Consider the following 21,119-nt stretch of genomic DNA (forward strand, 5'->3'; position numbering starts at 1 on the left):
AATGCTATTCCTCGGGTTCTGTATAGGTAGCGACCGGTATGTGCTGGACATGGAGCAGGTTGAAGAGATCCTGCCTTACATCGGCGTGAGAACGCTGCCGGGCGCGCCGAACGGCGTAGTAGGCCTAATCAACTGCCGGGGCTTACCCGTTCCCATGATCGATCTCAGCCTGCTTGCGCTTGGCCGCCCCTCGGTGCTGGTGCTGAGCACACGAATCGTTCTGATACGCTATCCAACCAAGGATGGTGAGAACCACCTGTTTGCGCTTGTTGCTGAACGAGCGACCGATATGCTCGAGCGGGATCCTTCTGACTTCGCGCCGTCCGGGATGGAGGCGGGAACTCCGCCCTACTTGGGCCCCGTGGCGTCCGACGATAGAGGACTTGTCCAGTGGGTCAGGGCCGAAGCGCTGCTATCGGACGACATTCGCGAAACGTTGTTCCGTCAGGTCGCGATGAGTTCATGATGTTTGGTGCGGTCGAACAGCTACTGAGGGAAACGATTGGACTGGACAGCGGCACTGTCGGTCTGTCGGTGATCCGTCACGCGCTCCGGGAGCGGATGTCAGCCTGCCAGATCAGTGAGCTTCAAGATTATTGGCAATTGCTGGCTGGCTGCCCATCCGAGCTCCAGGAACTGATCAACGCGGTTGTCGTACCGGAGACATGGTTCTTCCGAGATCGTGAAGCTTTCACTGCAATGACGCGTCATGCACGGGCGCGCATGCGGCCGGGTCAACCCGTAATGCTCTTGAGCCTACCATGTTCGACAGGCGAAGAGCCCTATTCGATGGCGATGGCCATGTTCGATGCTGGTTTCGGAGCACAGGATTTCAAGATTGACGCAGTCGACGTGAGCACGGGCAACCTCACGGCCGCGGAGCGCGCCGTCTACGGGCGCAACTCATTTCGCGGCGATTTTCTCGAATTCAGAGGACGCTATCTCGAAGCGGCCGAAGGCGGACTACGGCCTGAGGTGCGGGTCCTGAAGCAAGTCCGGTTCAGGCTTGGCAACCTGTTTGATCCTGCGGCCTCGTATGGGCCGGCACCGTACGACATTATTTTTTGCCGCAACCTGCTGATCTATTTCAACCGAAACCTGCAAGACCGCGCGCTGGTTTGTCTGAAGACCCTCCTCGCGCCAGATGGCCTGCTGCTCGTCGGTCCAGCGGAATCAGGCCTTCCGATTCTGCACGGCTTTGCTTCAGCGCGATTACCCATGGCATTTGCGTTCACGAACGTGGAGCCGGCTAAGGCGCCCCAGACGGTTGCACCCTCCAAGTCGCGCTTCGGTCCGGCCACCCCTGCTCCTATCTCTGACGTCAGCAAAGTGCTGAGCCCGATCCGGCCGGCCTCCAGTAATGCAGCGAAAGTGGAGCGCTCCGTCCACCCGTCCGAGCGGGCGGCCCAAAGCCTCGCTTCTGTAGAACGCACCGCCAATGCCGGACGAGTTGCGGAAGCAAAGGAACTCGCGCTGACGCATCTCGGGGAATACGGTCCCTCGCCGGAAATCTTCTATCTGCTCGGGCTAGCTCAGGATGCAGAAGATGCGCGTTCCGAGGCGATCCAGAACTATCGCAAGGCCCTCTATCTCGAACCCCGCCATCAAGAAGCCCTCGCGCATCTTGCGCTGCTGCTTCGCAAGCAGGGTGACATCGCCGGTGCCGAGGCCCTCACCGGGCGGCTCGGTCGGATTGGGAAAAGGAGCGGCACTTGACGTCAGCTGAGCCCGGTAGCGTATCATCGGTGCCGGACATCGCCATCGGCGACTGCTGGCGGCAAATAGGCGTTCGTGGTGACAGATCGTGCCCTGAACTGGAGCAGCATCTCCACTGCCGGAACTGCCCGACCTATAAGGAAATCGCACGGAACCTCCTGAACCGTCCGCTGCCGCCCGGCTATCGCGACGAGTGGGCCCGACATTTTGCCCAGGCAAGGACCGATGAAGCAGTCGGGAATGCCGAGGGCAGTGCATTTCAGACGGTCGTTGTCTTTCGTCTCGGCGAGGAATGGCTGGCGCTTCCGGTTGGCTGCTTCCAAGAAGTGGCCGAGCTGCGTAGCATTCATTCGCTGCCACATCGCAGGAACAGTGCGGTTCTCGGCATTGTCAATGTTCGAGGCGAATTGCTGGTTTGCGTTTCGTTGACCAAACTGCTCGGAGTAGACGACCGCAAAACGCGGGTACAGGACACGCGGACCAAGGCATTTCCGCGTCTTATCGTCGTCGGCAACAGCGACAAGCGCGTTGCTTTTGCTGTGGACGAAATGCACGGCATTTATCGATTCAAACAGAGCGACCAGCTTGCCGTGCCTGCTACCGTTGGCAAGGCGTCCTCGACCATGACGGCAGCCATGGTCTCGTGGCGAAGGGGCGCGGTCGGTTGTCTGGACGAGGCGCTGCTGCTGGCCATGCTCGATCGAGCTATCGCATGAGCGGCGCGGACTACAGCCAATTTTCGATGCTCGACCTCTTTCGGGCCGAATTGGAGACGCAGTCGCAGGCCCTGACGTCCGGTCTGCTAGCGCTCGAACGCGATCCCGTGTCCGCCCAGAGTCTCGACGCTTGCATGCGGGCTGCCCATTCGCTGAAGGGGGCGGCCCGGATCGTCGATCTGACGCCGGCGGTGGAAGTTGCGCACGCGATGGAAGAGTGCCTGGTCGCCGCACAGCGGGGTCGTCTCAGCCTGAGTCGCGAGCACATCGATACACTTTTGAAAGGCGTCGATCTCCTCGGATCCATATCCAGTGAGCCTGCCTCGGCCGATGAGAGCGCCAAACTGGAAATAGCCGGTTTTCTGCTGGCGCTTGAGCAGGCATCCTCCCCATCGACAGCCAAGGTGCTTACAGTATCAGAGACGGAGCTCGCCGGCTCAAATGCTGCCCCGCAGGAGGCGCCGTGGGCCTCTTCGGCGAAGGAAACGGGCGTCCTCGCTCGATCGGAACCACTTCTTCAACCTTATGGCGGCGTCGGTTCCGACCGTATGGTGCGGGTGACGGCCGATAGTCTGAACCGCTTACTAGGGCTTGCCGGTGAGTCCCTGATGGAGGCTCGTCGCCTCAGGCCGTTTACGGGCGGCCTACTTCGACTGAAACGGATTCAGTCGGATCTGGCCATTGCCTTCGACGTGCTAGGCGACGCACTGGCCGAGATTCCTAAGGACGATCGGGCGGTGCAAGCACTGGCAGAGGCGCTGCAAAAACTTCGGCTGAGCCAGACGTTCCTCGCAGAGCGCCTTAACGAATTGGACTCGATTGACCGCAGAGCCACTGACCTTGCGAATCGACTCTATGACGAAACGCTGGCGAGCCGGATGCGCCCCTTCGAGGATGGCGTCCGGCACTACTCAAGGACGGTGCGCGACCTTGGCCGAACCTTGGGGAAGAACGTGCGGTTAGACATCGTCGGGGGCTCAACTGGCATCGATCGCGACATCCTGGACCAACTCGAGGCACCACTCGGCCATCTCCTCCGCAATGCTGTCGACCATGGGCTCGAAACGACCGACGAACGTATAGCAGCCGGCAAATCTGAAGAAGGTGTCATCAGGCTCGAAGCACGGCACAATGCGGGCCTGCTGCAGATAATCGTAGCGGACGACGGAAGGGGAATCGATCTGAACAAGCTGCGCGAGACGATCGTGGCGCGCGGCCTGACGACAGAGGAGACCGTCGGCAGACTTGCCGAAGCGGAATTGCTCGAATTTCTGTTTCTGCCAGGCTTTTCGATGAAAGCGACGGTTAGCAACATCTCCGGACGCGGCGTGGGGCTCGATGCCGTACAGGCGATGGCCAAGCAGGTCCGAGGCCTCGCAACCGTCTCCTCAGAGTTCGGCTTCGGAACCCGATTTCAACTACAGCTGCCGTTGACCTTGTCGGTGCTCCGCACGCTGCTCGTCGACATTGACGGAGAGCCATACGCCTTCCCGCTCGCAGGCATCGCCAGCACGATAAAGTTGCCGCGCACGCGCATCGAACTGCTCGAAGGCCGGCCGCATTTCCGCTTCGAGGATCGACAGATCGGACTAGTCACCGCGCACCAGGTTCTTGACCGCGCTGAGCCGCAAGCAGACGCCGATGAACTTTCAGTCGTTCTGATTAATGGTAATCGCGGTGAAACCCACGGGTTGATTGTCGATCGCTTCCTGGGCGAGCGCGAGTTGGTGGTCCGGCCGCTAGATCCTCGCTTTGCCAAGGTCAAGGACATCAGCGCGGCGGCGTTGATGGAAGATGGTTCGCCCGTGCTTATCGTTGATGTCGACGATCTGATCCGATCAGTAGACAAGCTCGCGTCATCCGGCGGCCTACGCACCTTGCGGCGTGGTACTACCAGCCCCGATCTTAGGAGGCGCAAGCGCGTTCTGGTGGTCGACGATTCTTTGACGGTACGTGAGCTCGAACGCAAGCTGCTGGACAATAACGGCTATGAGGTCGAGGTGGCGATTGATGGTATGGATGGATGGAACGCCATACGGTCTGAACCATTCGATCTTGTTATCACCGATGTTGATATGCCGCGCATGGACGGCATCGAACTGGTGACCTTGATGAAGAAGGACAGCCGGCTCGGGAACACCCCGATCATGATCGTGTCGTACAAAGATCGCGAAGACGATCGCAGGCGAGGTCTGGACGCCGGCGCGGACTACTACCTGACTAAAGGAAGTTTCCACGACGAGACACTGCTCCATGCAGTCGTCGACCTGATCGGCCAGGCGACAGAATGAGGCGCAGCGTGTGTATCCATCAATGAGGATCGCTATCGTCAACGATATGCCTCTTGCGGTCGAGCTTCTGCGGCGATTGGTTGTATCAACCCCGGAACATCAGGTGGCCTGGATCGCCGTTAACGGGCGTGAGGCAGTAGAGGCCTGCCAACGAGACCTCCCGGACCTGATCCTCATGGACCTGGTGATGCCGGAAATGGATGGCGTCGAGGCTACGCGCAGGATCATGGCGAAGACGCCATGCCTGATTCTGCTGGTCACGGCGAGCATTGAGGCCAACATTCCTGGTGTCTATGAAGCAATGGGGTATGGTGCGCTTGACGCGGTCGACATCCCCTCGATCGGCTCTGACGGCCCGGGGTCCGGACGGTCCGCACAGCTTATTATCAAGAAGATAACGACGATCAGCAAACTCGTACGTGACGCGCCGTCTTCAAATTGGGGCACACGGACATTGCCCCCGTCTGTGTCATCGGCACAGCACCTTATCGCCATCGGCGCGTCTGCGGGCGGGCCGGCAGCTGTTGCCGCGATCCTCGGCGCATTTCCGAGCAATTTCACGGCCGCAATAGTTCTCGTACAGCATCTCGATGCGCAGTTCGTACCCGGTCTTGCAAACTGGCTCGGCCAGCATGCGGCACTTCCAATCCGTCCTGCACGCGAAGGAGATGAGCCCGAGGCCGGCACCGTTCTAATTGCGGCCACGGCTGATCATCTCGTCTTCAAGTCAGCCCACAAGCTCGGCTATACCCCGAAGCCGCACGACAACGTCTACCGTCCCTCCGTAGATGTATTCCTTGAGAGCGCCGCGCAGTGGTGGCCGGGTGTCGTGATCGGTGTCTTGCTCACGGGCATGGGTAGAGATGGTGCCCAAGGGCTCAAGCTGCTACGCGACAAAGGGCATTTGACAATCGCTCAAGACAGCGCGTCGAGTGCGGTCTATGGGATGCCCAAAGCCGCCGCTGCCATCGGTGCCGCTGTCGAGATCCTACCACTTGACTCAATCGCCCCGCGCCTAATCGAGGCGTGCGGCCGATCTTGCTGAAAGGTTATTCTATGACGGGCAAATCCAATCTCGTCTCACCCCTGGCAGACAATTACTCGTCAATGGTTCTGCTGGTGGATGACCAGATAATGATCTGTGAAGCGGTCCGGCGCGCGCTCGCAAACCAGCCGGACATAGATTTCCACTTCTGCACTGATCCGCTCAAAGCGACTACAGTTGCCGACGAAGTGAAGCCAACGGTCATCCTGCAGGATCTTGTCATGCCGGGCGTTGATGGGCTGGACCTGGTACGGCAATACCGAAAGAATTCCTCGACGCATTCTGTCCCCGTCATCGTGCTGTCAAGTAAAGAAGATCCGGCCATCAAGGGCGAGGCATTCGAGGCCGGAGCGAACGACTATTTGGTCAAACTGCCGGACCGTATCGAGTTGGTCGCTCGTGTCCGTTATCACTCCCGGGCCTATCTTGACCACGTTCAGCGAGAGGAGGCATACAGGGCCCTGCGAGAAAGCCAGCGGCAATTAATGCGCGCGAATCTCGAGCTGGAACGTCTCACACGGATTGACGGTCTCACAGGTCTGGGAAACCGGCGCTACTTCGATGAATATCTCGCGGCGGAATGGAAGCGCGCGGTCCGCACGAAGAGCCCGCTGTCGTTGTTTATGATCGATGCCGATCACTTCAAGCGCTACAACGACACCTATGGCCACATGGCAGGCGACGAGGTGCTGAAGCAGGTCGCCAGTGTAATCCAAAGCAGTTGCAACCGCTCGACCGATCTCGCGGCGCGCTACGGCGGCGAAGAGTTCGTCGTGGTGGTGGTCGATATTTTGCAGGCGCAGTCGGGCGCTATGGCCGAGCGGCTCGTGCAGAGCGTGCGAGCCTTGAGCATTCCCCACGGTTCTGAGCGGGTCACAATCAGCGTCGGTGTTGCAACCATGGTGCCTGATGAGAACCACACGCCAAATGACCTCATCAAGGCGGCCGATCTGGCGCTCTTCCGCGCCAAGTCGGAAGGACGGGACCGTGTCGTGTATTACGACTAAAGGTAAGGGTGCTTTACGGACGGGCTTACAGCTCGTGGAGTTTAAAGGCTTGGTGATTGCCGAACGGGACCCCTCGATTGTCAACCGGGCAAGCGAAACCGTTCAAAGTCAGTTCCATTTCTGGATAACTGCTGTTCCGCGGACCGGAACCTCAAACACGAGTTCGTTTTCGACGGCTACGCCTCCGACGCTTATGCGCCTGCTCCAGTCTAATCTAGGACATCCCTCGCCCCTTTTGGCGCGAAATAGACTTGCGCAACGCGCCCGCCCGGATTACGCCCACCGATCTCCTTGCGTGAAGGTGATCCTCACGTCAGGGTATCGGACGCCGCAGCCGATGCGGGAGGCTGGTGCGATGGAGGACCACTGCTGGCGAACCCTTACGATCACACGCTGCTTGTCAATTGATCAACCGCCTGCTCAGCACGCGGGAGCGTCTTCGAGATAGGGGAGCCGCTTGAGAGCAGTGACTAACGAGCCGGAGGAGTGTGCCCGGCACGAGTAGGGGGTCGGGCGGAGCATCGTGCCGGGCCTGGGCAATCCCCAGCAAGCGCCGGCTCCATGCGCCTATCTCAAAAGGTGACCGTCACAACGACAGTATCCTTATAGGTGCCGGACGGCGGCGTCGACCATCCGCACCGCTATTTGAGACTGTAGTGCACCCTGCCAGAGATATGCTCGATATCAAAAGCCCGATGGCCAATGCGTTGCTTGCGAATGATCGCTGAATGCCAACCTGATTCTGTTTCATACCCGTCACCTCAACTGACAATAGTGCAGGCTAGATGGGGATACGGCGCGAAACAAGGGAGCGCCTCTTCTTTGGTTCGGCCGATCGCTTCTAGTCAGCAGCCGCGGGCCAGCCGCATCGCCTGCAAAGCCAAATCGTACGTGATAGGCTGATCGCGCAGCCATGGTCCGAACTCGCCATGAGGCACTGACGCCTTGACCGCGAGCATCCTCTTGCCGAGTGCGATCAGTTCCTCGCGGCTGCGCTGGCGCTTGGTGAAGCCCTGCCGGCCTTTTTCAGCCTCGCTGGCGTCCGCCTTGGCCATCCCAGGACCGAATAGTCTCCTTTGCGTTAGCGAGCTCTCCCGGAGGCGCCGGTAAGGATCCCAGCTAGCGCATGCCCCTGATGAAGGCGGCCGCGCAGCTCATTGACGATCGCCATGTATGCGCCGAGCGGGATCGCGTCGAAAACCTCGAGCACGGCGGCCATGCCCTGCTCCACTAGGTCCGGACCGGCCAGCAGCAAGTCAGAGACGGCCGTCAGGCTGCTTTCTTCGGTGAGCGCGTGGTTCGCCGCGGCCCTCAGCCAGGACACACAGGACCAACCGTGCATGCTCAGCGCCATGATTGTCGATCAGCCGGCGGATGGAGCCGACGGCGCGCGTCTGGCCTTCTTTCGGATAGCGGCCCTTGGGGACGATCTCTACGTGGAATTCGCCACAAATATGCGGGGTTGATGGTTCGACCTGGTGGATGGCAGAGATCAACTTCGGCCTCGCTAAGCGAAGTCGTGGGGTTCATGCGACAGCGGAATCAGGATATGCGACGAGCACCCCGTGCCGGGTCAACCTCGCCGTCGGGAAGTACCGATCGGTGCGGAACCAAGCGGATTCGCGCTTGTCGGCAGCGGACGCCGGCGGTGGCGATCAGCACCCGAGCAGGCTCCTCATTAGCGAGACAAACGTCCAGAGCGGAGGCCAATCTTGGCACGCGACTTCGCCAGCCTGAACGACCGCTCTCCTCGGCTTAGTCAAGCATACCTGCGGAATGAAGCGCCTGGCCTGTGACAAATGAATCTCTGCTGGACCGCCGATGATATGGGGAGGCGCTCGCAAATCGCGCCCTACGCGCGGGTTGATCGGTTGATTAACATCAAAGCTTGAATATGAGAAATGCGCCAACTGTGACGGCGGTGGTCACCGTGGCTCGAGTGTCAGCAGATGTGGTAAGGTTGAGTGTCGGCGAGTAGCAGAGGTCCAGCAACAATGACTTTGAGGCGAACCAGAGCTTACGGCGCATCCGGCTTGGTTCTAGCGGTTTGCACTGTGTTTGCTTGGCAGAACGCCACTGCTGCTCACAATTGCGACGCAGCCGCGACGCCTGGCGTCAATTGGCACGAGTGTGACAAGAAGCTTCTCATCCTAGAAGGACAAGACCTGAGCGGGGCGAACCTGTTCGGTGTTGATTTCACTTCGACCGACCTCAGGAACAGCAATCTCGTTGCCGCAAATCTTGAGAAGGCAACGCTTGTGCGTGCTTCCCTGGCCGACTCGACCGCCAAAGGCGCCCGGTTCGACAGAATCGAGGCCTACAGGACCGACTTCAGCCGTATGGACGCGCAGGGCGCTGTGTTTGCGAGCGCGGAAATACAGCGCTCGAATTTCCAGGACGCCAATCTGACCAATGTTGATTTCACAAAGGCAGAATTGGGGCGTGCGCAGTTCCATGACGCCGATATCAGCGGCAGCCGCTTCTCGTTTGCCAATCTCGCACGGGCGGACTTCCGGGGAGCGACGTTCACCGCGCCGATAGACTTTGACCGCGCCTTTTTCTTTCTGACCCGTATCGAGGGCGTCGACCTTTCCAATTCGGTGGGTCTGTCCCAGTGGCAGCTCAACATGGCTTGCGGAGACGCCCGGACCGAGTTGCCTTCTGGCTTGACGAGGCCTGAAGATTGGCCCTGTCAATTCCAGCAGGAATAGTTGTCGGCAAGCGAACTGCGGCAATGCTGCGCCCGACAGGATGAAACTGAGAACCCCTATGTCATCGTTTGCGCTATATAACTTTTGCGACAGCCGGGAGCGGATGAATGGAATCGGGCCGTATTTCTCCCACTACCCACGCGGTCCGAGGCGGCAGAAATGGGGCCGAGCAGACCGTCCGCTGCCAGGGTACCCAGCACGCGAGCGGACATGTGAGAGCTCGGTGCGAAGGTCCGGGATCAGGCCCATTGCGGACGTACGTGTTGGTTCGCCTGTTGGCGCTGAAGCGCCCATTTGGGCCGCTAGCCGCACATGTGCGGCGGCTCAAAAAAGCCGATTGCGCCCTGAAGCAATGTCAGTCCGACCCAGACCAGCGTCCACACCGTTAGCGGAAGTGGATTCGACAGCGGATCTCGGCTGCCGAGAATTCCCGCCGCCACGAGTATGGCGAGAACCGCGAAGGCGAGCATGCTGATCCAAATGCGCGCGGCGCCGCCGAATTGACCAATTGGCAGGCGGGATGCCGAAATGCGTTCGAGCAGCCTGGGCGGGAGGACAGCCAGAACCAGAAAACTCGCGGCTACGGCCACCGCCCCGCCCACGACATAATATCCGGTCGGCAGGAGCATGACATAGCCGCGCTCGGAAGCATGGGCAAAGGCTGGGGTTGTGAAATGCGGCACGAGGGCAGCAGCTGATAATGCGATGCCCAACGCTCTCGCAGAGATGCTTTTATGTTCGCTGTCCGCCGCCATCCATCCGTCTTGCCACATGGCATTTGCGAAGGAAAGCGGACTACTGCTCGCGCAAGTGGAGGTGCCAAAGTGGGTGCCCGACTTCGTGCTAGCCCCCAAAGCCCGCTTGGTGAACAGGCCATATGATGCAGCTACGACTTCGAGTCGAGAGTTGCGTTGTGGACGACGTTCTCGTCCTCTGCCGTCTGCTGCAATACGTGGCAGCTGTGCCTGCGCCGGCCGGCGGCGCATTATCTTCGAGCGCCCACCGCCAGGCGCCCGGATCGTCGACGTGCAGAAGTTGTGGGCCGAACATCTAGCAATGGCCGGAACTCGCGGCGCTGTCGATTCTGTTTCGCGAACGCCTGGTGTATTTCTTCGAGAGTCGGCCGCGCTTATTTCGACATTATCTCGCGCAGCATCGAAGGCGTCGCCGGCCTGATCCTGGCCGGCGTCGCGGTCTGGCAGGTCGCTGCGCGCTGACCAGCGCCCGGATGGATTTCTGATTTGCGTCTGCCCATCCGGCCGGCGCATGGGCTGGCGGGAGAGGTTCGCTAGTTCAGGATCTGGGCAAGAAACAGTTTGCTGCGCTGGTGACGCGGATGTGAGAAGAATTCGGAGGGCGTGTTCATCTCGACGATCTCGCCCTGGTCCATGAAGACGACGCGGTCGGCGACCTGGCGGGCAAATCCCATCTCATGGGTGACGCACAGCATCGTCATGCCATCGTCGGCCAGCGCGACCATGGTGTCGAGCACTTCCTTGACCATTTCAGGATCGAGGGCGGAGGTCGGTTCGTCGAAGAGCATGATCTTCGGGCTCATGCAGAGCGCACGGGCGACGGCGACGCGCTGCTGCTGGCCGCCGGACAACTGGCCGGGATATTTATGCGCCTGGTCCGGGATCTTCACCCGCTCCAGATAGTGCATGGCGGTCTGCTCGGCTTGCCCGCGCCGCATCCTGCGCACCCAGATCGGCGCCAGTGTCAGGTTTTCCAGAATGGTCAAATGCGGGAACAGGTTGAAGTGCTGGAACACCATGCCGATGTCACTGCGGATTACGTCGATCTTCTTCAAATCGTTGCTGAGTTCGACACCTTCGACGACGATCTGTCCCTGCTGATGCTCCTCCAGCCGGTTGATGCAGCGGATCATCGTCGACTTGCCCGAGCCGGACGGACCGCAGATCACCAGCTTCTCGCCGCGATGGACGGTCAGGTTGATATTCTTCAGCACATGGAAGTTTCCGTACCACTTATTCATGCCGGTCATTTGGATAGCGGGCGGAGCGCTGCGATCGGGCATGGACGGAACGCGCGTTGGGGCGGACGATAACATCAAGGCATTTCCTACTGAGCGGTCGGGCCGCGCCGCTCCAGGAAGTCGGCGAAGCGGGCGAATGAGAAGGAGAGCGCGAAGAAGAGCGCCCCGATAAACAGGAACGTCTCGGCCGCCGGCGACGGCCAGTCCGGGTCTGCCAGCGCCGCCTTACCGGAGCTGATCAGGTCGAACAGGCCGACGACCAGGACCAGGCTGGTGTTCTTGATCATGACGATGATGGTGTTGGCCAGCGCCGGGATCGCCACCCGGATCGCCTGCGGCAGGATCACCAGATATTGCGTGCGCCAGAAGGGCAGGCCGAGCGCCGCCGCGGCCTCGTGTTGGCCATTCGGGATGGCCTGCAGGCCGCCGCGGATCACCTCGGCGAGATAGGCCGCCGCGAAGATGGTGAGGGCGACCAGCGCACGCACGAATTTGTCGGGCAACAAGGCTTCGGGCAGGAACAGCGGCATCATGATCGATGCCACGAACAGGATGGACAAGAGCGGCAGTCCGCGCACCGATTCTATCAGGACCACGGCGCCGATGCGTATCGCGGGCATGGTCGAGCGCCTGGCAAGCGCCAACAGGATGCCGACGGGGAAGGCGACGCCGATCGCAACGACGGTGAGGATGAGTGTCACCGGCAGGCCGCCCCAGGACGAGGTCGGAACCTCGGCTAGGCCGAAACCGCCGGCCATCAGCCAGAAGATCAAGACGAGCGCCGCCATCCAGAGCGCTGCCAGCCGCGGCGCCCAGCTGGCGGGCCGCACCGACCAGGCAAGCAGCGCCAGGATAAGCACGCAGACGATGGCGGGGCGCCAGCGTTCGTCGAGCGGATAGATGCCGAACAGCAACTGCCCGGACTTGGCGTAGATGAAGCTCCAGCACGCTCCGGCGGCCACCCGGCACGCGCGTGGACTGGGGTCGAACAGCACGGCGTCGATTATTAGCCAGCGCAGCATCGGCGGTACCGTGGCGACGAGCAGAACGCCGAACAACAGCGTCAGGACGGCATTGAGTGGCGTGCCGAACAGGAGCATGGCTGACCGCCGCAAGGCGCCGAAGCGGATCTGTCCTGGCATTGGCTCGGCCGGAAGGGAAAGAGACAGCGCCTTCATAGTTCAGCGCTCCACGATGGCGATGCGACGGTTGTACCAATTGGCCGCGCTCGACAGGCTCAGGTTGAGGGCGAGATAGACGCCGAGGATGATGAAGACGCCCTCGATCGAATGGCTGGACTTGCTGATGATGGTGTTCATGACCGCAAGGAAGTCCGGATAGCCGACCGCGATCGCCAGCGTCGAATTCTTGACGACGTTGATGTATTGGCTGTTGAGCGGCGGGACGATCACCCGCAGCATCTGCGGGATGATGATCAGACGCAATATTTTGCCGCGTGGCAGGCCGAGCGAATGACCTGCATCCCACTGACCGCGGCCGACCGAAAGCACGCCGCCACGCACGATCTCGGCGACGAAGCCGGTGGTGTAGATGGTCAGCCCGATGAGGATGGTGCTGAGTTCGGGCGTCAGGTTCTTGCCGCCTTTGAAGTTCGACCCAGTGAAGGTCGGCCAGTCGACGGAGAACTTCGCATCGGCAAGCCAGAGCCCGGCAATGCCAACCGCGAGGATCGCCGGCGCGGTCAGCGGTGGCAGCCATCCTCTTCTCGCCGCCGCCCAGCCAGCGGCCGCCAGTGCCAGGGCGAGAGCAATGACGAGCAATCCCGCGGTGGCGACGTCCATGCTGACGGCCGGCACCACAAAGCCGCGCATGGAGGCGTAAACGCCTGGCAGCGGATTGAGCGCTTCGCCGACCGGCGGCAGCACCTTCCACCACAGCGAGTAGAGAAAGATCAGAAGCACGATCGGCGGTGAATTGCGTGCAACCTCCACCCATACGCGGCAGGTGCCCGCCGCCAGGGGATTGCTGCTCAGCCGGGTGATGCCGACGACGAGGCCGAGCGCGGATGAAAAGACGATGACGACCGCGGAGATGAAGACCGTATTGGCGAGCCCAGTCGCGATCGCCCAGTAATAGGGGTCCCGCGACTTGTAAGTGAGGATTGCTTCGGAGATGACGATCCTTGACGGCATCGTCAGGAAATCGAAGCCGATCGGGATGCCGCGGGCCCTCAGATTGGCGAAGGTCGTGCTGACGAGCAGGGCAGCGAAAGCGGCAACCGCGGCCGCCAAGGCACACTGGATGATGATCGATCTGGTCTTGGCATCGCTCAGCATGTTGACCTCGAGGGTTCGCGGCGTTGGCAGGGAAGGGGAGCGCCGGGCCCGTTCCCCTCCATCATGCGGCTCAATCCCAGGGGAAAGGATAGTTGAGGCCCCCGTCCTTCCACAACGCGTTCAGACCGCGTTCGACCTTTAGCGGGCTGTCCTTGCCGAGATTGCGGTCCCAGATCTCGGCGTAGTTGCCCATTTGCTTGATGACGTTGTAGGCCCACTTGTCGTCCAATCCGAGCGGCTTGCCGAAGCCGGGTTCCTCACCGAGCACCCGTTTGACTTCCGGACTGCCCGACACAAGCTTTTCATCGATGTTCTGCGAGGTGATGCCGTTGGCCTCGGCCCAGAACAGCGCATTCAATGTCCAGCGCACGACGTCGAAGAGTTGATCGTCGCCGCGGGCGACCGCGACGCCATTGGGTTCGGCGGCTTTGCCGACCTTGATGATGTCGTAGTCGTCGGGGTTCTTGGCCACCGAAGCACGCTGTCCGGCTGCCGCAGTGCCGTCGGTGACGTATGAATCGCAGCGGCCGCCGAAGAAGGCGTCGCGCGCCTGAATGGTCGAGTCGTAATAGACTTTCTCCATCGCGATCCCGAACTCTTCCTCGGTTTCCTCGATCGCTTTCTCGGTCAGGCTGCCACCGCCTTGCAGGCAGACGGTCTTTCCGTCCAGCAGTTTGGGCTCGGTAATATTGTCGGCCTTGCGCACGAGCATGCCGTCCGTGTCGTAGAGATTGATCCAAACGAAGCGGACAACCGTATCGCGACTGTAGGTGATGGTGGATGTGCGCGACAGAACGTCGATCTCTCCGGTCTGCAGCGCAGGAAAACGCTGGCCTGCGTTAAGCGGCACGTAACGGATCTTCTCCTTGTCTCCGAGGATGGCGACCGCGAAAGTGCGGCAGATATCGGAATCGAAGCCGCGATAATACCCCTTCTCGTCGGGCCGGGAGAGACCGGGCACGCCCTGGCTGGCGCCGCAGCTGACATAGCCGCGTTCCTTGATCTTGTTGATAACCGCCTGCGCGCTGGCGTCCACGGCGCCCGAAGTCAGGCTGGCCAATCCTATCGCCAGACCCGTGAGCCATTTCAGAACTTGATGTTTCATAGTCATTCCCCTTCTCGTTGAGGTTCTAATCATTCGGCGGCCTTGGTGTCGGCTGCTGCGGTTCCGTTGCGCCGGGCTTCAGCAAAGAGTTCGAAGGCCTGGGAAAGGTCGGCCAGAAGATCTTCGAGCGCCTCAAGGCCGATCGACAGGCGCCAGACCGGGCCGGGCTTCAGCCAATCGAGGCTGGCGCGCCCTTTGCGCGGATCGCTGACGGCAATCAGCGAATGCACGCCGCCCCAGCTTGCGCCGAGCCTGAACAGCCGCAGCCTGCGCAGGACATCGGATTGCAGTGGCGCCAGTTCCGGCCGCAGCACGAAGGAGAACACGCCCGCCGATCCGGCGAAGTCACGCTTCCAGACCGCGTGGCCGGGATGGCCAGACTCCGCGGGATGCAAGATCTGCGCGACTTCCTGGCGTTCCGATAGCCAGGCGAGGATCTTCCGCGCGGTGGCGTCGGCATGACGCATGCGCACCGGCATGGTCATCAGGCCACGCTCGCACAGCGCGCAATCCTCCGGCGAGACCCCGTAGCCGAGGAAGCGCGCCGTGTCCTTCAGGCGTCGGAACAGCGCCTCGTCGCGCACTGAGACTGAACCCATCAGGAGATCGCCATGGCCGCCGGCGTGCTTGGAAAGCGCCTGCATGGAGATGTCGACGCCATGGGCGAGCGGCTTGAACAGCAGATGCGATGCCCAGGTGTTGTCGGCCGCGACGAGCGCGCCGGCCTTGTGGGCCGCGGCTGTGATGGCGGGCACATCCTGGACTTCGAAGGTGGCCGAGCCAGGCGATTCTACCCAAACCAGCCGCGTTCTGCCGTCGATCATCGCCGCGATGCTTGCGTCCAGCCTTGCATTGTAGGAAACCGCCTCGATCCCGAGGGGGCCAAGAAAACGCTCGGCCATGTCGCGCGCCGGGCCATAGAGCGTCTCCGGGATCAGAACCCTTTCGCCGCCACGGCAGACAGCCATGGTCGCCAGCGTCATGGCAGCCATGCCCGACGGGACGACGAGAGCCCGCAATCCGCCTTCCAGCACGGCGATGTGATCTTCGAGCTGCCGGCTGGTCGGTGTGCCGTAAAGTCCGTAGCTGAACCCGTCGTACAGGCGCTCGACGCGACGCTCGAACGACTCCAGATCGTCAAAGACAACGGTCGAGGCTCGCTCGACCGGCATCGCCACCGCCTGGAACGGTTCCTCGGAGCGCTTGGGAGGATGGACATGTGAAGTGTCGTCGCGTCGGTTCATGGGCGAAACTTAGCGGGCTCATCCATTGCCATCTATGACCGCAGCGATAAAGTTAATTCGCTTTTGATATGGCTGCACTATGAACCTGCGCGACGTCGATGTCTTCAGCGCGATCATGATCACGCGCGGCGCCGGCGCGGCGGCCGCGCTGCTCGACACCTCGCAGCCGGCCATCAGCCGTTCGCTAGCCAAGCTAGAGGCCGAGCTCGGCTTCAGGCTTTTCGACCGCATTCGTGGAAGGCTGGTGCCGACACGCGAAGGGGAGTTGTTCCATGCCGAGGTGAAAGCCAACCTGGTCGGGCTCGACCGGCTGAAGCTGCGGGCGGCCCAGATCAAGGAGGTCGGCACCGGTACCATCCGCGTCGCCTCCCTGTCGGCACTCGGGCATGGGCTGGTGCCGCGCGCCATCGTAGCGTTCTCGCACCGGCATCCGCAGGTGCGAATCAGCTATCAGGTCCGCACCTCCAATATCGTGCGCGACCTGGTCGCCTCTGGCAGTTTCGATATCGGGCTCGCGGCCGACGAGGTCGACACCAGCGGCGTGCTGCACAGCGTCTTCACCACACCGCGCGCCGTCTGCGTGATGCCGAAGAACCACCGGCTGGCGCGGAAGCAGATAATCACACCGGCCGATCTCGCCGACGAGGCCTTCCTGGCATTGTCGCCGGAAGATACGGCGCGGCTCGCGATGGACAAGATCCTGGCCGCGCATGGGGTGCGACCGCGCATCCTGATCGAAACGCCCTACGGCCTGACAATCGCCATCCTCGCAGCCAAGGGCATGGGGATCGGCTTGGTCAATCCCTCCGTCATTGCGGACGGCATGATCGGCAGCATTTTGGCCAGGCCATTCGAGCCAGCCGTCAATTTCCGCGCGCTACTCCTGCGCCCGCCGGACGGCATCAATTCGACCTTGATCACCGACTTCATTGCCGAACTCTATGCCGCTCGCAATATGCTATCGAGCGAGGCATAGGGGCGTTGTCACGGCAACCGCGTGTCAGGGATCGCTGCGATAGATGCTGGGGATGAACACTTCGCAGATCAGCTACAAACGGCATCGGTTCCCACCCGAGATCATCGCCCACGCGCTGTGGCTGTATTCTCGATTTCCGCTGAGCCTGCATCATGTCGAAGAAATGCTGCTGGAGCGCGGCATTGTCGTTTCCTACTAGACAATCCGTCGGTGGGGAAAGAAGTTCAGGCTGGACTACGCCCGGCACCTGCGCCGCAAGCAGCCCAGTTGAAATGATATCTGGCACCTCGACGAAGTCGCCATCACGATCGCCGGCAAGAAGCATTGGTTATGGCGGGCCGTCAACCAGGACGGCTATGTGCTCGACGAGATCGTCCAGACCCGGCGCAACACCAAGGCCGCCAAGCACTTGCTGACACGGCTGTTGAAAAGCAGGGCCAGGTGCCGAAGCGCATGATCACCGACAAGCTCGGCTCCTATGGAGCAGCGCGGCGTCAGGTCATGATGGACATCGAGCACCGGTCGCACAAGGGCTTGAACAACAGAGCGGAGACTTCGCATGTGCCACTGCGAAAACGAGAGCGGATGATGCAAGGTTTTCGATCACCGGGGAGCCTCCAGCGTTTCGTCTCGACCTTCTCTGCAGCCCGCAATCTCTTCGTCCCGCCCCGTTCAAAACGCGCCCCCTTTCAGATCCATCTTCACCGCCTGAATGCCGTGGCGTAATGGAAAGCTGCTGCCGGCGTGATCGCCTGAAATCATTCCCAAAAGTCACAACCACAGCCCATCTCCGTCTATGTGACATCACCGCCGACGCAGGTCCGCAGCAGTACTTGTGCAAGAGATCATCGATTCAGGGTGGCGGCATCGGCTTGTCACTGAGTGTGCGCAAGTACGCGATCAGGTCGACCCGTTCGGTCTCGTCCGAGACACCAGGTATCTCCATCTTAACGCCCGGCGTGGTGAGCATGGGCCCGAAGAGATATCTGTTCAGGTCCTCTTACCTCCACACGCCTTCCCAGCCGAGCAAAGCGTCGGAGTAACGCATTTTTGCCATGGATGCCTTATCGCGGCCGACGACGCTCCACAAGTTCGGTCCGTTTTGTTCCCTCCCAGTGGCTCGGCATTGTGGCAACGGTCACACGCGCGGGTGAAGTAGGTCCGGCCTTTCTCGACATCGGCAGAAGCCAACTTCGTTGAGATCGGGGCCGGTGTTGGCAAGACGACGCCGTGCGACATGAGATAGTCGGCAACTTCGCGTTGCCCCTGGCGTTTTGCCAGATGGAGTGGTGTCTTGCCGCCGGGCTCGACTGTGCGGTCATGCAGCGCGCGCCAGGGGTATCCGAGGCGCTGCAATTGCTACGCGGCTACCTCTGCACACTCGAAAAGCATCCACTCAACGGTTCTGTGGAAGCCCGTGAGATCATCCGCCGGCACATCTTCGATCTCGTTTTGCTCGCCATCACACCGCACGGCCCTTTGGGACAGACCAGTATGAGCGCGGTCGTCGCCGCGCGCCTGGCCGCCATAGTCGACTACATCACGGATTGACGGCAATCGTGGCATTCGCTCGCTCCGCGTCCGGCGGATTGGCGGCAGCGCCAGCTAAAGACGAGTAACGAAGGCCGCGGGGTGCGATTACCGATGAAGGCACGCCGTGATCAAAGACCCGATCCGGAGAAACGTCACTGCGAAGCACTTTCCGATACATCGGGCACGATGATGTAGCCTTGATCGATCAGTTGCAGCCTCGTTTCCTCGAAATGCCGCTTGAAGCCGCTCTTGATTTGCTCGGGTGGGTATCGCCAGCCATTCGCAAAGGCACGGCGCAAGAGATCGGAATAGACGCGGTCGCTGGCAAGCCTTACCGCTTCTATGGAGATTGGCGTTCCCACTGGCGTCGTTTCGCCGGAGAGACTTGGCGCGGTCGAAAGAGCCAGCACCAGTATGCCGGCGACTGCGGATGACTTTCTCATGGATGCCTCCTGACATTTTGCCTGGCCTGGACAGTGAACCGGGCAACGTGTTGTGGATCCGTGGATGCTAGGAGCGGCAACGACTTGGCGGGATCGTACAGATGGAGTGTTTTTGGTGTCGCATCTGTAGTATTTTCGCTGTGTCGCGAAATCGGTACGTTCCCGACCATACGCGCCGCGGATCGGAATGACGCAATGCTTGACGCAGTCGGCAATCCTCTGACCGGGCTTTCGGACCGGGAGCGGGTGGTCGCTGCGAAATTCGCCGAAGGCATGACCTATCGTGAGATCGGCGAGACGCTGTTCATCGCGCCGACCACCGTTCGAACCCATCTCTCGGTGGTCTATCGAAAGCTTGGCGTTCGCAGCAAAGTGGCGTTGGCAAGCCTGCTCTCGAGTGAGAGCCGGCAAGAGTCCGGACAAGCTCGTTTCGAGGGTCTGTCGCCCGGCGGCTTCGGGCCACCGGTCATCGCCGTCCTGCCCTTTGAAAATTTGAGCTCGGACGAGCGTTGGGGAAGGCTGGCCGACGGTTTGTCCGCCGATATTATTGTCGATCTCGCGCGTTACTCCGCCCTTGCGGTGATTGCCCGCCAGACGATGCTGATGTTCAAGGGAAGGCGCGATGATCTGCGCTCCATCGGTCGGGAGTTGAATGCCGACTATTTGCTCGAAGGGAGCCTTCAGGCTACCGGCGAGCAGTTCCGCATTTCGGTGCAGCTTGTCGATGTGAGGAGTGGTGCCGGTCTTTGGGCGGCGCGATACGATCAATCGGCCGACAATCTGTTTGCTACGCAAGACATGGTCACCGAGAACGTCGTCAATGTCCTTGTCAGCTGCTGCGGCAAGCTTGCCCACCTTGGACGGGATGTCATCCGGCGCAAGCCGCCCGCCAGCCTGGGTGCCTATGACTACTATCTGCTCGGCGTCGAACAGCACAATGTGTTCACCCGCACCTCGAACGTGGAAGCAATCCGTCTCTTGTCGCGCGCAGTCGAACTCGACCCGGGGCTGGCGCGAGCCTGGTTGACGTTGGGATTTTCTTACGCCGTCGAAGCCTGGTACGCGAGTAATCCATCCGTCTCGCTGGAACGCTGGTACTCGTGCATGGAACAAGCTCTTTTGCTCGATCCGGGAGACAGCATGGCCCGTCAGGGCATGGCCGACATTCGCGCGGCGCGAGGCGACTTGGGAGCCGCTGCCGAGGAACTCGATCGCGCTTTGGCCGCCGCTCCAAACGATGCCGATACGCTGGCGATGATTGCCGGAAGCCGAGCACTGGTGACAGGTGATCCGCAGCAGGGCTGCGTGTTGATCCAGAGGGCTCTACGTCTCAACCCGCTAGCTCCGCTCTGGTACTTCAGCATGCTTGGTCGCACGAATTTCGTGGTCGGGCGCTACCGGGAGAGCGTCGTGGCGTTCCAGCAGAGCCCGCCCGACTCGCCGGCCACCCTGTTGTTCCAGTCGATGGGACATGCGATGCTCGACGAAGTACCACAGGCCGCGAAGATCGCCGCCCGATTGGCGAGCGAATTCCCCGGCTTTACCGTCGAGGGGTTCATCAGAACCTATCCGGTCACCAATCCTCCCGCGCTTGTCGCCATCCGCGAAGGTGCACGGCGGGCCGGATTGAGATAGCTTCTCCGCTAGCGCTTGCGGCCGGAGCCAGTTCTTGGATTGCGCTCCATTTCTTGCCAGCTTTCATCGATGATGCAAAATCGCACTCGTCAGAAAGACAGTTTCTGAAGGCCGCCTGAAGAAGCACTGGAAATGTGGGTCAGGATCGCGACCTTATCGACCGTTCGTCTGTACGTCAGGATTTGGCGCTCCTTTCTCGTTCCAATCGGCGAGAGGGAAGGCAAAAAAACACCCAACCAAGTCGATTGACGCTCATTTAGGGCGTTCTCGAGGGCGGATGTTCGAACCAGCGGGACGCGCCATTTCGCGCCATTCGAGTCGCGCCTCCTAAGCCGACCTTCACGCACTGGCCGGAGTCGACCCTAAGCGGAAGCTCGCTTGCTCCGGGTCAATTCACGGCCATG

Annotated in this window: 20 protein-coding genes and 1 pseudogene; 11 read left to right on the forward strand and 10 right to left on the reverse strand. The window is 60.9% G+C overall.

The window, feature by feature from the left end:
• Position 1 precedes the first annotated feature (1 nt).
• The 6 genes from NKH63_RS26735 to NKH63_RS26760 are packed head-to-tail and all read left to right on the forward strand — an operon-like array spanning position 2 to position 6,775.
• On the forward strand, positions 2–466 hold the full coding sequence (locus tag NKH63_RS26735) for a chemotaxis protein CheW (RefSeq protein WP_352919465.1): 465 nt from the start codon (positions 2–4) through the stop codon (positions 464–466).
• Positions 463–1,716, forward strand: coding sequence for a CheR family methyltransferase (locus NKH63_RS26740; RefSeq protein ID WP_352720535.1), 1,254 nt, complete (start codon positions 463–465; stop codon positions 1,714–1,716). The genes NKH63_RS26735 and NKH63_RS26740 overlap by 4 nt, the downstream gene beginning before the upstream one ends.
• On the forward strand, positions 1,713–2,432 hold the full coding sequence (locus tag NKH63_RS26745) for a chemotaxis protein CheW (RefSeq protein WP_352720533.1): 720 nt from the start codon (positions 1,713–1,715) through the stop codon (positions 2,430–2,432). Before NKH63_RS26740 ends, NKH63_RS26745 begins: the two co-directional genes overlap by 4 nt.
• Positions 2,429–4,723, forward strand: a complete 2,295-nt coding sequence (locus NKH63_RS26750; protein WP_352919468.1) for a hybrid sensor histidine kinase/response regulator — start codon at positions 2,429–2,431, stop codon at positions 4,721–4,723. Before NKH63_RS26745 ends, NKH63_RS26750 begins: the two co-directional genes overlap by 4 nt.
• Positions 4,724–4,745: 22 nt before the next feature.
• Positions 4,746–5,768 (forward strand): chemotaxis response regulator protein-glutamate methylesterase, encoded by a 1,023-nt coding sequence (locus NKH63_RS26755; protein ID WP_352517492.1) that lies wholly within the window; start codon positions 4,746–4,748, stop codon positions 5,766–5,768.
• An 11-nt stretch (positions 5,769–5,779) separates the two neighbouring features.
• On the forward strand, positions 5,780–6,775 hold the full coding sequence (locus tag NKH63_RS26760) for a response regulator (protein ID WP_031195385.1): 996 nt from the start codon (positions 5,780–5,782) through the stop codon (positions 6,773–6,775).
• Positions 6,776–7,620: 845 nt separating this feature from the next.
• Here NKH63_RS26760 and NKH63_RS26765 read toward each other — a convergent pair.
• Both NKH63_RS26765 and NKH63_RS26770 read right to left on the reverse strand, forming a co-directional pair.
• Positions 7,621–7,830: a hypothetical protein gene (locus NKH63_RS26765; RefSeq protein WP_352466276.1), complete on the reverse strand. Its 210-nt coding sequence runs from the start codon at positions 7,828–7,830 to the stop codon at positions 7,621–7,623.
• A gap of 26 nt (positions 7,831–7,856) precedes the next feature.
• Positions 7,857–8,129, reverse strand: a complete 273-nt coding sequence (locus tag NKH63_RS26770; protein WP_352720527.1) for a PDZ domain-containing protein — start codon at positions 8,127–8,129, stop codon at positions 7,857–7,859.
• Between the two features lie 640 nt (positions 8,130–8,769).
• Between NKH63_RS26770 and NKH63_RS26775 the strand changes: the two genes are divergently transcribed.
• Positions 8,770–9,486: a pentapeptide repeat-containing protein gene (locus NKH63_RS26775; protein ID WP_352919472.1), complete on the forward strand. Its 717-nt coding sequence runs from the start codon at positions 8,770–8,772 to the stop codon at positions 9,484–9,486.
• A 302-nt stretch (positions 9,487–9,788) separates the two neighbouring features.
• Here NKH63_RS26775 and NKH63_RS26780 read toward each other — a convergent pair whose 3' ends face one another.
• From NKH63_RS26780 to NKH63_RS26805, 6 genes are all read right to left on the reverse strand, one after another.
• Positions 9,789–10,241, reverse strand: coding sequence for a hypothetical protein (locus NKH63_RS26780; protein WP_352919475.1), 453 nt, complete (start codon positions 10,239–10,241; stop codon positions 9,789–9,791).
• 533 nt (positions 10,242–10,774) lie between these two features.
• Positions 10,775–11,524, reverse strand: a complete 750-nt coding sequence (locus tag NKH63_RS26785) for an amino acid ABC transporter ATP-binding protein (RefSeq protein ID WP_352720569.1) — start codon at positions 11,522–11,524, stop codon at positions 10,775–10,777.
• Positions 11,525–11,568: 44 nt separating this feature from the next.
• Positions 11,569–12,660 carry an amino acid ABC transporter permease gene (locus NKH63_RS26790; protein ID WP_352919477.1) on the reverse strand — a complete coding sequence of 364 codons (1,092 nt, stop codon included), beginning with the start codon at positions 12,658–12,660 and terminating at the stop codon, positions 11,569–11,571.
• Between the two features lie 3 nt (positions 12,661–12,663).
• Positions 12,664–13,779 (reverse strand): amino acid ABC transporter permease, encoded by a 1,116-nt coding sequence (locus NKH63_RS26795; RefSeq protein WP_352919480.1) that lies wholly within the window; start codon positions 13,777–13,779, stop codon positions 12,664–12,666.
• A gap of 70 nt (positions 13,780–13,849) precedes the next feature.
• Positions 13,850–14,884, reverse strand: a complete 1,035-nt coding sequence (locus tag NKH63_RS26800; RefSeq protein ID WP_023680948.1) for a transporter substrate-binding domain-containing protein — start codon at positions 14,882–14,884, stop codon at positions 13,850–13,852.
• A 29-nt stretch (positions 14,885–14,913) separates the two neighbouring features.
• Entirely contained in the window at positions 14,914–16,128 is a 1,215-nt protein-coding gene (locus tag NKH63_RS26805) for a trans-sulfuration enzyme family protein (RefSeq protein ID WP_352720519.1), read from the reverse strand.
• A 79-nt stretch (positions 16,129–16,207) separates the two neighbouring features.
• Between NKH63_RS26805 and NKH63_RS26810 the strand changes: the two genes are divergently transcribed.
• Together NKH63_RS26810 and NKH63_RS26815 are read left to right on the forward strand one after the other, a co-directional pair.
• Positions 16,208–17,104 carry a LysR family transcriptional regulator gene (locus NKH63_RS26810; protein ID WP_352919483.1) on the forward strand — a complete coding sequence of 299 codons (897 nt, stop codon included), beginning with the start codon at positions 16,208–16,210 and terminating at the stop codon, positions 17,102–17,104.
• Between the two features lie 52 nt (positions 17,105–17,156).
• A pseudogene (locus NKH63_RS26815) lies at positions 17,157–17,830 on the forward strand (IS6 family transposase).
• Positions 17,831–18,094: 264 nt separating this feature from the next.
• Here the strand turns inward: NKH63_RS26815 and NKH63_RS26820 are convergent.
• Entirely contained in the window at positions 18,095–18,430 is a 336-nt protein-coding gene (locus NKH63_RS26820; RefSeq protein ID WP_352836705.1) for a hypothetical protein, read from the reverse strand.
• Between NKH63_RS26820 and NKH63_RS26825 the strand changes: the two genes are divergently transcribed.
• Entirely contained in the window at positions 18,335–18,655 is a 321-nt protein-coding gene (locus NKH63_RS26825) for a hypothetical protein (protein ID WP_352720575.1), read from the forward strand. The two genes, NKH63_RS26820 and NKH63_RS26825, sit on opposite strands and share 96 nt — an antisense overlap.
• 134 nt (positions 18,656–18,789) lie before the next feature.
• Here the strand turns inward: NKH63_RS26825 and NKH63_RS26830 are convergent, their stop codons facing one another.
• The gene (locus NKH63_RS26830) at positions 18,790–19,080 is read right to left on the reverse strand and encodes a hypothetical protein (protein ID WP_352720515.1); all 291 of its coding nucleotides are present in this window, start codon (positions 19,078–19,080) and stop codon (positions 18,790–18,792) included.
• A gap of 195 nt (positions 19,081–19,275) precedes the next feature.
• Here NKH63_RS26830 and NKH63_RS26835 point away from each other — a divergent pair, with 195 nt between their 5' ends.
• Positions 19,276–20,715, forward strand: a complete 1,440-nt coding sequence (locus NKH63_RS26835) for a LuxR C-terminal-related transcriptional regulator (RefSeq protein WP_352919572.1) — start codon at positions 19,276–19,278, stop codon at positions 20,713–20,715.
• Positions 20,716–21,119: the final 404 nt, after the last annotated feature.

The organism is Mesorhizobium sp. M0960 (genome assembly GCF_040319055.1).
Classification (GTDB): domain Bacteria; phylum Pseudomonadota; class Alphaproteobacteria; order Rhizobiales; family Rhizobiaceae; genus Mesorhizobium.

Bases quoted from the DNA above. Each gene is read 5' to 3' on its own strand.
- NKH63_RS26735 (WP_352919465.1), top strand. From the start codon at position 2: ATGCTATTCCTCGGGTTCTGTATAGGTAGCGACCGGTATGTGCTGGAC.
- NKH63_RS26740 (WP_352720535.1), top strand. From the start codon at position 463: ATGATGTTTGGTGCGGTCGAACAGCTACTGAGGGAAACGATTGGACTG.
- NKH63_RS26750 (WP_352919468.1), top strand. From the start codon at position 2,429: ATGAGCGGCGCGGACTACAGCCAATTTTCGATGCTCGACCTCTTTCGG.
- NKH63_RS26755 (WP_352517492.1), top strand. From the start codon at position 4,746: ATGAGGATCGCTATCGTCAACGATATGCCTCTTGCGGTCGAGCTTCTG.
- NKH63_RS26760 (WP_031195385.1), top strand. From the start codon at position 5,780: ATGACGGGCAAATCCAATCTCGTCTCACCCCTGGCAGACAATTACTCG.
- NKH63_RS26765 (WP_352466276.1), bottom strand. From the start codon at position 7,830: ATGGCCAAGGCGGACGCCAGCGAGGCTGAAAAAGGCCGGCAGGGCTTC.
- NKH63_RS26770 (WP_352720527.1), bottom strand. From the start codon at position 8,129: ATGGCGCTGAGCATGCACGGTTGGTCCTGTGTGTCCTGGCTGAGGGCC.
- NKH63_RS26775 (WP_352919472.1), top strand. From the start codon at position 8,770: ATGACTTTGAGGCGAACCAGAGCTTACGGCGCATCCGGCTTGGTTCTA.
- NKH63_RS26780 (WP_352919475.1), bottom strand. From the start codon at position 10,241: ATGGCGGCGGACAGCGAACATAAAAGCATCTCTGCGAGAGCGTTGGGC.
- NKH63_RS26785 (WP_352720569.1), bottom strand. From the start codon at position 11,524: ATGCCCGATCGCAGCGCTCCGCCCGCTATCCAAATGACCGGCATGAAT.
- NKH63_RS26790 (WP_352919477.1), bottom strand. From the start codon at position 12,660: ATGAAGGCGCTGTCTCTTTCCCTTCCGGCCGAGCCAATGCCAGGACAG.
- NKH63_RS26795 (WP_352919480.1), bottom strand. From the start codon at position 13,779: ATGCTGAGCGATGCCAAGACCAGATCGATCATCATCCAGTGTGCCTTG.
- NKH63_RS26800 (WP_023680948.1), bottom strand. From the start codon at position 14,884: ATGAAACATCAAGTTCTGAAATGGCTCACGGGTCTGGCGATAGGATTG.
- NKH63_RS26805 (WP_352720519.1), bottom strand. From the start codon at position 16,128: ATGAACCGACGCGACGACACTTCACATGTCCATCCTCCCAAGCGCTCC.
- NKH63_RS26810 (WP_352919483.1), top strand. From the start codon at position 16,208: ATGAACCTGCGCGACGTCGATGTCTTCAGCGCGATCATGATCACGCGC.
- NKH63_RS26830 (WP_352720515.1), bottom strand. From the start codon at position 19,080: ATGAGAAAGTCATCCGCAGTCGCCGGCATACTGGTGCTGGCTCTTTCG.
- NKH63_RS26835 (WP_352919572.1), top strand. From the start codon at position 19,276: ATGCTTGACGCAGTCGGCAATCCTCTGACCGGGCTTTCGGACCGGGAG.